Source organism: Escherichia sp. MOD1-EC6475, assembly GCF_003046645.1.
Taxonomy (GTDB): Bacteria; Pseudomonadota; Gammaproteobacteria; order Enterobacterales; family Enterobacteriaceae; genus Escherichia; species Escherichia ruysiae.
This window is the reverse complement of record NZ_PZKQ01000022.1, coordinates 195,062-206,711: the sequence shown is the minus strand read 5'-3', so window position 1 is coordinate 206,711 and position 11,650 is coordinate 195,062. Positions and strand designations below refer to the sequence as shown.

At 47.5% G+C, this 11,650-nt stretch carries 12 protein-coding genes; 6 read left to right on the top strand and 6 right to left on the bottom strand.

Features of this window, described 5'->3' with window-relative positions:
- The first annotated feature begins 131 nt into the window (after positions 1 to 131).
- Complete coding sequence (locus A7589_RS07530) at positions 132 to 650, top strand: 2-oxo-tetronate isomerase (RefSeq protein WP_108188790.1); 519 nt, start codon at positions 132 to 134, stop codon at positions 648 to 650.
- 45 nt (positions 651 to 695) lie between these two features.
- Here the strand turns inward: A7589_RS07530 and dcp are convergent, their stop codons facing one another.
- Complete coding sequence (dcp, locus tag A7589_RS07525; RefSeq protein WP_000108372.1) at positions 696 to 2,741, bottom strand: peptidyl-dipeptidase Dcp; 2,046 nt, start codon at positions 2,739 to 2,741, stop codon at positions 696 to 698.
- A gap of 136 nt (positions 2,742 to 2,877) precedes the next feature.
- Between dcp and ydfG the strand changes: the two genes are divergently transcribed.
- From ydfG to ydfZ, 3 genes are all read left to right on the top strand, one after another.
- Positions 2,878 to 3,624 (top strand): bifunctional NADP-dependent 3-hydroxy acid dehydrogenase/3-hydroxypropionate dehydrogenase YdfG, encoded by a 747-nt coding sequence (gene ydfG, locus A7589_RS07520; RefSeq protein ID WP_010346482.1) that lies wholly within the window; start codon positions 2,878 to 2,880, stop codon positions 3,622 to 3,624.
- Between the two features lie 88 nt (positions 3,625 to 3,712).
- Positions 3,713 to 4,399 (top strand): DNA-binding transcriptional regulator rspR, encoded by a 687-nt coding sequence (gene rspR / locus A7589_RS07515; protein ID WP_000215571.1) that lies wholly within the window; start codon positions 3,713 to 3,715, stop codon positions 4,397 to 4,399.
- 174 nt (positions 4,400 to 4,573) lie between these two features.
- Complete coding sequence (gene ydfZ, locus A7589_RS07510; RefSeq protein ID WP_000214710.1) at positions 4,574 to 4,777, top strand: putative selenium delivery protein YdfZ; 204 nt, start codon at positions 4,574 to 4,576, stop codon at positions 4,775 to 4,777.
- A 35-nt stretch (positions 4,778 to 4,812) separates the two neighbouring features.
- On the opposite strand, the gene A7589_RS07505 is transcribed toward ydfZ, so the two are convergent.
- From A7589_RS07505 to A7589_RS07485, 5 genes are all read right to left on the bottom strand, one after another.
- Positions 4,813 to 6,273: a mannitol dehydrogenase family protein gene (locus tag A7589_RS07505; protein ID WP_108188789.1), complete on the bottom strand. Its 1,461-nt coding sequence runs from the start codon at positions 6,271 to 6,273 to the stop codon at positions 4,813 to 4,815.
- Between the two features lie 89 nt (positions 6,274 to 6,362).
- Positions 6,363 to 7,730: an MHS family MFS transporter YdfJ gene (gene ydfJ, locus A7589_RS07500; protein ID WP_000151253.1), complete on the bottom strand. Its 1,368-nt coding sequence runs from the start codon at positions 7,728 to 7,730 to the stop codon at positions 6,363 to 6,365.
- Positions 7,731 to 7,787: 57 nt separating this feature from the next.
- The gene (locus A7589_RS07495) at positions 7,788 to 8,807 is read right to left on the bottom strand and encodes a Zn-dependent oxidoreductase (protein ID WP_000836030.1); all 1,020 of its coding nucleotides are present in this window, start codon (positions 8,805 to 8,807) and stop codon (positions 7,788 to 7,790) included.
- 14 nt (positions 8,808 to 8,821) lie between these two features.
- Complete coding sequence (gene rspA, locus A7589_RS07490; RefSeq protein ID WP_000706279.1) at positions 8,822 to 10,036, bottom strand: starvation-sensing protein RspA; 1,215 nt, start codon at positions 10,034 to 10,036, stop codon at positions 8,822 to 8,824.
- A gap of 216 nt (positions 10,037 to 10,252) precedes the next feature.
- On the bottom strand, positions 10,253 to 10,579 hold the full coding sequence (locus A7589_RS07485; protein ID WP_010356476.1) for a YnfA family protein: 327 nt from the start codon (positions 10,577 to 10,579) through the stop codon (positions 10,253 to 10,255).
- Between the two features lie 134 nt (positions 10,580 to 10,713).
- Here A7589_RS07485 and A7589_RS07480 point away from each other — a divergent pair, with 134 nt between their 5' ends.
- Entirely contained in the window at positions 10,714 to 11,055 is a 342-nt protein-coding gene (locus tag A7589_RS07480) for a DUF1283 family protein (protein ID WP_001027859.1), read from the top strand.
- 34 nt (positions 11,056 to 11,089) lie between these two features.
- Positions 11,090 to 11,650, top strand: a complete 561-nt coding sequence (gene speG, locus A7589_RS07475) for a spermidine N1-acetyltransferase (RefSeq protein WP_000199501.1) — start codon at positions 11,090 to 11,092, stop codon at positions 11,648 to 11,650.

The following is an 11,650-nucleotide window of genomic DNA, read 5'->3' as shown; positions in this document are numbered from 1 at the left end:
AAAGAAAGCTGTGTTTTAATCTTAAATATATTTTCAGAATAATCGGCTTTATAAATTTGATTTTTATTATAGTGATAGAACATACAAAAAAGGCAAATCACCTTTGCAGCTAATAGCGTGGACAAACAACGATGAACATTAATAGCAATAAAATTGCACAACTTGCAGATAGCGATACCATTGAAAACCTGACATCCGCGTTGAGCCAAAGACTTATCGCTGATCAATTACGCTTAACTACCGCCGAATCATGCACTGGCGGTAAGTTGGCTTGCGCGCTGTGTGCTGCTGAAGACACACCAAAGTTTTACGGCGCAGGCTTTGTCACCTTTACCGATCAAGCCAAAATGAAAATCCTTGGCGTCAGTCAGCAATCTCTTGAGAAATATACGGCAGTGAGCGAGAAGATAGCGACAGAAATGGCAACTGGTGCCAAAGAGCGCGCAGATGTCGATATTAGTATTGCCATTACCGGCTACGGTGGGCCTGAAGGTGGGCAGGATGGTACGCCCGCAGGCACAGTCTGGTTCGCATGGAATATTAAAGGAAAAATGCATACTGCGGTTATGCATTTTGATGGCGATTGCGAAACGGTATTAGCATTGGCGGTTCGATTTGCACTGGCGCAGCTTTTGAAATTACTGGAGTGACGTTCTGGCCTGGCTTCACGCCAGACCAGCCATATTTACAGAAAATTAGACGTCCAGCCCGCGATGTTGCAACATCGGTGCAATCTGTGGTGCCTTACCGCGCCATTGACGATACAGGCGTTCTAAATCTTCGCTGTTGCCTCTGGAAAGAATCGCCTCGCGAAAACGTTGCCCATTCTCACGCGTTAAGCCGCCCTGCTCGATAAACCATTGATAACCATCGTCTGCCAGCATTTGCGTCCACAAATAGGCGTAATATCCCGCCGCATATCCACCACCAAAAATGTGGGCGAAATAACTGCTGCGATAACGTGGCGGTACGGCGGGAAGATCCATATTTTCCGCCGCCAGCGCCCGCAGTTCGAAATCATTCACATCCTGCATCGCTTCATGCTCTTGCAGACAGTGCCAGCGCATATCAAGAAGTGCGGCGCTAAGCAGTTCGCTCATCTCATAACCTTTATTGAACAGGCTGGCATTACGCATTTTTTGTTGCAACTCTTCCGGCATTGCTTTCCCGGTCTGATAATGCCGGGCGTAGCGCGCGAATACCTGCGGATGCATTGCCCAATGCTCGTTGATTTGCGAAGGAAATTCGACAAAATCGCGTGGTGTATTGGTGCCAGAAAGCGTGGCATAACGCTGGCAGGCAAACAGACCGTGCAACGTATGCCCAAACTCATGGAATAATGTAATAACATCGTCCCACAGCAACAATGCGGGTTCGTCTGTTGCCGGTTTCTGATAATTACAAACGTTATAGATTACCGGGCGTGTTTCATTGAGCGTAGATTGCTCTACAAAATTACCCATCCATGCGCCGCCGCTTTTTGAATCACGGGCGAAGAAATCACCGTAAAATAACGCCAGTCCCTCGCCATTATGATCAAAAATTTCCCATACGCGGACATCAGGATGGTAAACAGGAATATCAAAACGTTCGACAAACTTAATACCGAAGAGCTGATTGGCGGTCCAGAATACACCTTCATTCAACACCGTGTTTAATTCGAAATAAGGTTTAAGCTGCGCCTCATCGAGACAGAATTTCTCCCGCCGCACCTGTTCAGCATAAAATGCCCAGTCCCACGGCTGGGCGCTGAACCCGCCCTGCTGATTATCGATAACCGCCTGTATAGACGCTAATTCATCGCTCGCACGTTGACGTGCCGCCGGAACAATTTCCCGCATAAAGTTGAGTGCTGCTTCTGGTGTTTTTGCCATCTGATCGGCAATTTTCCATGCGGCATAATAAGGGAAACCAAGTAGTTTCGCCTGTTGGGCGCGGATCTCCACAAGCCGTTGAATAATGGAACGAGTATCATTGCCATCGTTTTTTTCCGCACGTGTCCACCCCGCAGTGAACAGTTTTTCACGTGTAGAACGATCGCGGAGTTCCGCAAGCGCCGGTTGTTGCGTGGTATTCAGCAATGGAATAAGCCATTTGTTTTCCAGACCTTTCTCGCGAGCCGCCTCAGCCGCCAGCGCAATTTCTTGCTCACTCATGCCTGCCAGTTGCTGAACATCGTCAACCACCAGCCCACCGGATTTGTTCGCGGCTAATAATCGCTGGTTAAACTGACTGGTCAGGGTTGCGGCTTCTGTGTTCAGCACTTTTAATTTTGCTTTATCAGCATCTTCAAGTTTGGCACCGGCAAGAACAAAACGTTGATGAATAACTTCAACCAAACGAATAGATTCACTATCAAGACCCAGCGTTTCGCGCCGCTGCCAGACAGCATCTACCCGCGCGAATAATTCACCATTCAGGTAGATATCATTCGCCAGTTCCGCCAGTTCCGCCGAGAACTGTTCATCAAGATGCTGTAATTCATCATTAGTATGCGCCGAGGTCATGGCAAAGAAGACGCTGGTAACACGAGTGAGTAATTCCCCGCTCTTTTCGAGAGCCAGAATAGTGTTATTAAAATCGGGCGTCTGCGGGTTTAAAGCTATCGCCTCTATCTCAACCCGCTTTTGCCGCATCCCCTCATCGAATGCCGGGCGATAGTGTTGATTTTCAATCTGATCAAAATGGGGAGCCATATACGGCAGAGTACTCTGCGTAAGGAAAGGATTCGTCGTTGACATTTTCTACTCCTGAAAACGAGGTGTTCCATAGCGTAGGCTTACTAATAACGGAGTGCAATCTTACAAACCAGTATTACCCGCTCTTAAGCATCACGTGCTATGTTATTGACACACAAAATCGTTGAGGAACAGTGAGATGATCGTTTTAGTAACTGGAGCAACGGCAGGTTTTGGTGAATGCATTACGCGTCGTTTTATTCAACAAGGGCATAAAGTTATCGCCACTGGCCGTCGCCAGGAACGGTTGCAGGAGTTAAAAGACGAACTGGGCGATAATTTGTATATCGCCCAACTGGACGTTCGCAACCGCGCCGCCATTGAAGAGATGCTGACTTCGCTTCCTGCCGAGTGGCGTAATATCGATATTCTGGTAAACAATGCTGGACTGGCGCTGGGTATGGAACCTGCACATAAAGCCAGCGTTGAAGACTGGGAAACCATGATTGATACCAACAATAAAGGCCTGGTGTATATGACCCGCGCTGTCCTGCCTGGCATGGTCGAGCGTAATCATGGTCATATTATTAACATTGGCTCAACGGCGGGTAGCTGGCCATATGCTGGTGGTAACGTTTATGGCGCGACAAAAGCGTTTGTTCGTCAGTTCAGCCTGAATCTGCGCACTGACTTGCATGGTACGGCAGTGCGTGTCACCGACATCGAGCCAGGTCTGGTGGGTGGCACCGAGTTTTCCAATGTCCGCTTTAAAGGCGACGACGATAAAGCGGAGAAAACCTATCAAAACACCGTTGCGCTGACGCCAGAAGATGTCAGCGAAGCAGTCTGGTGGGTTGCCACACTCCCTGCTCACGTCAACATCAATACTCTGGAAATGATGCCGGTTACCCAAAGCTATGCCGGACTGAATGTCCATCGCCATTAATTTTTATACCCGGCTTAACCGCCGGGTTATTGCTTGTCACAAAAAAGTGGTAGACTCACGCAGTTAACCCACTCACAAGCAAGAACGAATGACCGTCGAAACGCAACTTAATCCCACACAACCTGTCAATCAGCAAATTTATCGTATTCTTCGCCGCGACATTGTCCATTGCCTGATCCCTCCGGGCACACCGTTGTCGGAAAAAGAAGTTTCTGTTCGTTTCAATGTGTCACGCCAGCCGGTTCGTGAAGCCTTCATTAAACTGGCAGAAAACGGCCTGATTCAAATTCGCCCGCAGCGTGGCAGCTACGTCAATAAAATTTCCATGACTCAGGTACGCAATGGTAGTTTTATTCGTCAGGCTATTGAGTGTGCCGTTGCCCGCCGGGCGGCGACCATGATTACCGATAGCCAGTGCTATCAGCTTGAGCAAAATCTCCACCAACAACGTATTGCCATTGAACGCAAACAGCTGGATGATTTTTTTGAGTTGGATGATAACTTCCATCAAATTCTGACGCAGATTGCCGACTGTCAGCTTGCGTGGGACACCATTGAAAACCTGAAAGCAACGGTTGACCGCGTGCGCTATATGAGCTTTGACCACGTATCGCCGCCCGATATGTTATTACGTCAACACATGGATATTTTTACTGCTCTACAAAAACATGATGGCGATGCGGTAGAAAAAGCAATGACTCTGCATTTGCAGGAAATAAGTGAATCCGTGCAGCTGATCCGCCAGGAAAATAGCGACTGGTTTAGCGAAGAGTAATTCATTTCCTCTCATCCCATCCGGGGTGAGAGTCCATCCCCTTCTTCTGGTTCATGCAAGCATCAAAAAAGATGTGAACTTGATCATAAACAAAAAAATATTCACTCGACAGGAGTATTTATATTGCGCCCGTTACGTGGGCTTCGACTGTAAATCAGAAAGGAGAAAACACCTATGACGACCTACGATCGTAACCGTAACGCAATCACCACTGGCAGCCGTGTTATGGTTAGCGGCACCGGTCACACTGGCAAGATCCTGTCGATTGACACTGAAGGTCTGACCGCAGAGCAAATCCGTCGCGGTAAAACCGTGGTTGTTGAAGGTTGTGATGAAAAACTCGCGCCTCTGGACCTGATTCGTCTCGGCATGAACTAAGCGTGTGAATGCCGCCGATGGCGGCATTGCTGTTTTTACTTCACGATATATTTCGCTACGGTCGCTTTCGCGCCATGCGCTAATAAAGACAAGTACGCTTCCGTCACCTTTGCAACAAACAAGCTATTGTTCGGCAAATCATCGCCAAATATCGCCTTAATCGCCATCAACGACTGCACACGCTTTTTCCCTTCGGCGCTACTTTGCACAGCCTTTTGAATGACCGGTAGTAACGGATCGCTAATCTCAATCTGATTCCCCTGTTCATCAACACCGCCAACATAACGCATCCAACCAGCGACACCCAGTGCCAACAGATCGAACGTGCTGTCATGTTCCAGATGCCAGCGAATTGAATCCAGCATCCGCTGCGGCAGTTTCTGACTACCATCCATTGCAATCTGCCAGGTCCGGTGGCGTAAAGCCGGGTTACTGTAGCGTTCAATCAGTCGATCGGCATAATCTTGCAGATCCACCCCCTGCACTTTCAGCGTGGGCGCCTGTTCCTGCAACATCAAGGCATGTGCTGCATGACGATAATTTTCATCTTCCATACAGTCGTTAATGTGCTGATATCCTGCCAGATAGCCCTGATACGCCAGGAATGAATGGCTGCCGTTGAGCATACGCAGTTTCATCTCTTCATAAGGCAGTACATCGCTGACCAGTTCAGCACCGACTTTTTCCCATTCAGGGCGTCCGGCAACAAAATTATCTTCAATAACCCACTGACGGAAAGGCTCACAGGCCACGCCTGCCGGATCGCGCACGCCGGTAAGTTGTTCGATTTTGTCCAGCGTTTCTGCCGTCACTGCGGGTACAATGCGATCCACCATTGTCGACGGAAAAGTCACGTTTTCTTCTATCCATTGCGCCAGTTTTACATCTACAGCCCTGGCATATGAAGTGACAACGTCACGCACAACGTAACCGTTTTCTGGCATGTTGTCACATGACATGACGGTAAACGCTGGAAGTCCTGCGGCTTTACGGCGAGCCAGCGCCTCGACAATCACGCCTGTTGCTGTTTTCGGCTGGTGGGGATTTTGCAAGTCGGCAGCTACCATCGGGTGATCCAGCATTAACTGTCCGGTCGCCGGAGAGTGGAAATACCCTTTTTCGGTGATTGTCAGAGAGACAATTGCGATTTGCGGTTCACACATCGCGGCCAGCACGGCTTCTAAGCCATCTATTTGTATGTGCAGCGCCTTTTTCACGACGCCGACGACGCGAGCGGTCCACGCATCAGCCGACATTTCTGCAACGGTATAGAGATTATCTTGCTGTTTTAGATCGATGATTTGCTGTTCACCGCCAATCAGGTTCATTTCATAGTAGCCCCAATCGCTGTGATGCTGGGCTGCCAGGATATCGGCATACACGCCCTGATGCGCGCGATGAAATGCACCAAACCCTAAATGAACAATTTTGGGCGCCAGGTTATTACGATCATAAACAGGGAGTGTCGCTTTGGCTGATAACAAATTATTTCCCATGAAAATTCCTTTAATTTCAATATGGCAAGCTGAATGGTTTGTTATATGAATAAAAAAATCCCTCCTCACTAAGAGAAGGGATTCTGGATTTACAGACTTGTTGAAGGTTGCGCAGCTCTTACAACGCGCGGTTGATCTTCTGCAGCATCTTCCAGCGCACTCAAATCGTGGTCTTTAACTTCTGGCATTTTCAGCGCGGAAATTAAGCCGATGACGGAATAAGCCATAATCATTATTGCAATCGGATACCAGGCTCCTGTCATGGTACAGAAAATACCGGCCAGAATAGGACCAAAACCTGAAGCGATAAGACCACCAATTTCTTTAGATATTGCCATTCGGGTAAAGCGGTTTTTACAGCCGAACATCTCTGCCATGGTAATATTTTCCAGGGCAAATAATCCCAACACCGCACAGTTGTGAATCACAATGAGAGCAACCATGATGGTGCCCGGTGCATAGCTTTTATCTACAATAATAGAAAGCATTGGCCACGCCAGGACAATAGCTGAAGTATTCATAATGATGTAAGGAATACGACGACCAATTTTATCAGATAACCAACCGAGGAAAGGAATCGTCATAAAACCGATAATAGAACTGATCATTAATGCATCTGTGGGAATTGCTTTATTGAACAGCAAAGTTTGCACTAAATAACCAGCAAGGAAGGTTTGAATCAGACCTGAGTTTCCTGCCTGTCCAAAACGCAGACCCGTTGCCAACCAAAAAGATTTGCTCTGGAACATGCTACCAACAGGTGCAGGTTTTGCTGTAGGTTGGTTGCTGTCGTTAACCTTCTCAAAGACCGGGCTTTCTTTCAGGTTCATACGCAACCAGATAGCAAAGACCATCACGACAACGCTCGCCAGGAACGGTATACGCCATCCCCATGCCAGCAGTTCTTCTTTACTAAGAATAAAGAACATAAAGGCCCAGATTGCCGTTGCGCTCAACGTACCGCAGTTCGTTCCCATCGCAACGAATGAGGAGATAATGCCGCGTTTACCTTTCGGCGCATATTCCGCCAGCATCGTACCAGCACCGGAAATTTCAGCGCCTGCCCCCAGCCCCTGAATAATACGCAGCGTCACCAGCAATATTGGCGCAAAAACACCAATCTGCGCATAGGTCGGCAACACACCAATTAAGGTAGTACAGATCCCCATCATGGTGATGGTAATAAAGAGCACTTTTTTACGCCCTATTCTGTCGCCCATTTTGCCGAAAATAAATGCTCCGACAATACGTGCAACATAACCAGCACCGTAGGTTCCCATTGCCAGAATTAACGCCATTGCGGTTGATGATTCCGGAAAAAATATTTCATGGAATACTAACGCTGCACCGAGCGAGTATAACTGAAAATCCATAAATTCAAGTGCCGTACCTAACCATCCTGATACCGCTGCCTTCACTAAATCCTTAGTGCTTCTTTCATGTTTTTCTATTGTCATAATTATTATCTCTAAATAAGAGGTAAGATGCGTACTGCTTATTCGCTATTATTGGTATTATTCAGAAAACGTGAGTAAAACTTTGCAACAGTGCTTTTGATCCTTTTCGAATAATGAAATGGCATCAGCAACATGCAGATAATCAAAGGTATGGGTAATTAATTTATCAGGATTAATTAACCCTTTGCTTAACCAGTCGATAACGACCGGGAATTTATTGGCATTTAACCGGGAAGAAAAAATAGAGAGTTCCTTGCCAGTAATTCCCTGCTGAATGACTTCAGACGGTTCACTGGAGAAGCCCATTAACACAATTCGTGCCGCCGGAGAAGCCAGCATAACCGCTTCTTTCAAAATGGAAGGATGGCAAGCAGCATCAATAATTAATGTTGGTTTGATGCCCTTTTCAGCGAATATTTCGCCAAGCGTTGTCTGGCTGTTATTAATCACCCAGTCTGCCCCGCTCTCTTTCGCTTTGTTCAGTCGTTCATCAATGCGATCGGCGACAATCACATTTTTAACGTTATAAACACCCTTTAATACCTGAACGATAGTCAGACCAATTGGACCAGCACCATAAACCAGCACGGTGTCATCTTCAGTCGGCTGTCCGTGTCCGGTAACGTTCGCCGCAATGGTAAATGGTTCGATCATTACAGCGAACTGATCAGCCACTCCATCGGGAATTTTCCACGCATTCTTCGCCGGAACGACTGCATATTCGCTAAAACCGCCATCAGCGTGAACACCTAATACAGCCAGAGTTGTGCAAACGTTGGGCTTACCCATTGAGCACGGATAACAATGTCCGCAGCTGACTACGGGATCTACCGCAACACGTTCGCCAACTCTGGCGTTATCCACACCTTCACCTACGGCATCAATCACGCCAAAAAATTCGTGACCAATGACGCGCGGATACTTTGCAAACGGATTATGACCGCGATAAATGTGACTATCCGATCCACAAATTCCCGCGAGTTTCACTTTTACTCGTACTTCACCCACTGCCGGGGTCGGAATTTCACGTTCGATAATCGCCAGTTGATTCGGTTTTTCAATTAAAATACTTTTCATTATTGTATGACTCCTTACCAGTTCCATAGCGTGCCATCTTCCAGACGTGCGACTGGCAGATAAGCAGGTTCGTAGGGATATTTCGCCGCCAGCTTTTCATCGAATTCGATACCAATGCCAGGCTTATCACCCGGGTGCATATAGCCGTTATCGAAGCTCCAGTTGTGCGGGAAGACTTCAAGCATTTGTTCTGAATAGCCCATATACTCCTGAACGCCGAAATTCGGCACCCACAAGTCAAAGTGCAACGCCGCAGCCATGCAGACTGGTGACAAATCGGAAGGACCATGTGAGCCAGTACGTACCTGGTAAAGCGAAGCAAAATCGGCAATTCTGCGCATACCTGTGATGCCGCCAGCGTGGGTCAGCGTTGTACGGATATAGTCGATAAGTTGTTCTTCAATCAGCTGTTTGCAGTCCCAGATGCTGTTAAAGACTTCACCCACCGCAATTGGCGTTACGGTATGTTGGCGAATGAGGCGGAAGCACTCCTGGTTTTCTGCGGGTGTAGGATCTTCCATCCAGAACAGGCGATAATCTTCAATACTTTTGCCAAAGCGTGCCGCTTCAATGGGCGTTAAACGATGGTGCATGTCATGCAGCACATGCTCATTAAAGCCAAACTTGTTACGCACTGCGTCGAACAGTTTTGGCATGAAGTCGAGATATTTTTCCGTTGACCACAACTGCTCTTCTGGCCACTGCCCTTTGGTCGCAGGTTCATAAGCCAGCCCTTTTCCTTTGGACATACCGTAAGTCGTTTTCATACCGGGAATACCACACTGCACGCGGATGGCTTTGAATCCCAGTTCCTGATGACGAGCATAATCATCCAGTGCTTCATCAATACTGTGACCGGTGGTATGACAATAGACCATTACGCCTTCACGGGAAGTCCCACCTAACAGTTGGTAAAGCGGCATGTTTGCGGCTTTGGCTTTAATGTCCCACAGCGCCATATCAACAGCGGAAATAGCCGACATGGTGACAGGGCCGCGACGCCAGTAAGCGCCTTTATAGAAAAACTGCCAGATATCTTCGATACGATGGGCATCGCGGCCTATAAGTTGCGGACAGATATGATCCTGCAAATAGGACGCAACGGAAAGCTCGCGCCCGTTCAGAGTGGCATCACCAAGACCGGTAATACCGTCCTCGGTGGTGATTTTTAAGGTGACGAAATTACGTCCCGGACAGGTAACAAAAACTTCAGCCCCTACGATCTTCATGTTCTATTCCTTGCATCGCTTGTCGTGATGCATGAAATCTACGCAACTGATCTACTACCATACAAGTATTGAGATCAAGAAAAGCCAGAGCGATCACAAAAAAAGGCGCATATTTGCGCCGTGAATAGTTCTAAAAACAGTCAAGCTTTATTGTTTTTCCGGGGTTCGACTAGTGCGTATCTTATTGATAAAAAATAATTAATCATATCAGAAAAGTCAGGTGCGTCCCCAGCCAGCAACAATAATCAACATGCCGCAAAGCGCAATTATCGCTCCCGTCCAGTCGTAGAGACTGAGCTTCACCCCATCTACCACCCGCAGCCACAGGAGCGCCGTACAGACATAAACACCGCCATACGCTGCATAAACTCGCCCACTTGCTGCCGGATGCAACGTTAACAGCCAGACGAAAAGCGCCAGAGAAATCCCCGCTGGAACCAACAACCAGACACTGGCATTCCGTTTCAGCCACAGCCAGGGCAAAAAACAACCAATGATTTCACACAAAGCGGTAACAAAAAACAGTAACGTTGTTTTAATCATCTTTGTCACTCATTGACATCATGTATATTTATAGGGCGACATAATATCATCAACATAGACATCCTTCTGGTACGTTTCGCGTTCACAGTGGATCGTGTAAAATCGCCCTTAACCATTCATGTAAGGAATGAATCATGAATATCACTCTCTGCAAAAAACTCAGCCTGCTCGCTTTTCTGCTGCCTTGCGCACTGGCATTTAGCGCAACTACCCATGCAGAAACCAACAAACTGGTGATTGAATCTGGCGACAGCGCACAGAGTCGCCAGCAGGCAGCAATGGAAAAAGAGCAATGGAATGACACGCGTAATCTGCGTCAAAAAATCAACAAACGCACCGAGAAAGAATGGGATAAAGCTGACGCCGCATTTGATAGCCGCGATAAATGCGAGCAGAGTGCCAATATTAATGCCTACTGGGAGCCGAATACTTTACGCTGCCTGGACCGTCGTACTGGTCGCGTAATCATCCCCTAACCTGTTATTGATATAAGGAATGTAAGGACACGTTATGACTAGCGCCCACAGTGTTAAGCTACGTCCGCTGGAGCGTGAAGATTTACGCTATGTACATCAACTCGACAATAACGCCAGCGTGATGCGTTACTGGTTTGAGGAGCCGTACGAAGCCTTTGTTGAACTCTCTGATCTGTACGATAAGCATATTCACGATCAGAGTGAACGTCGTTTCGTCGTGGAATGCGATGGCGAAAAGGCAGGTCTGGTGGAACTGGTAGAAATTAACCACGTCCATCGCCGCGCAGAATTTCAGATAATCATCTCCCCGGAATACCAGGGTAAAGGTCTGGCAACCCGCGCCGCGAAATTAGCGATGGATTATGGTTTCACTGTTCTTAATCTCTATAAGCTTTATCTGATTGTCGATAAAGAGAATGAGAAAGCGATTCATATTTATCGTAAGCTCGGTTTTACGGTCGAAGGTGAACTGATGCATGAATTCTTTATTAACGGTCAATATCGCAATGCTATTCGCATGTGCATATTCCAGCATCAGTATCTGGCGGAACATAAAACGCAAGGGCAGACTCTACTAAAACCGACCGCGCAATAG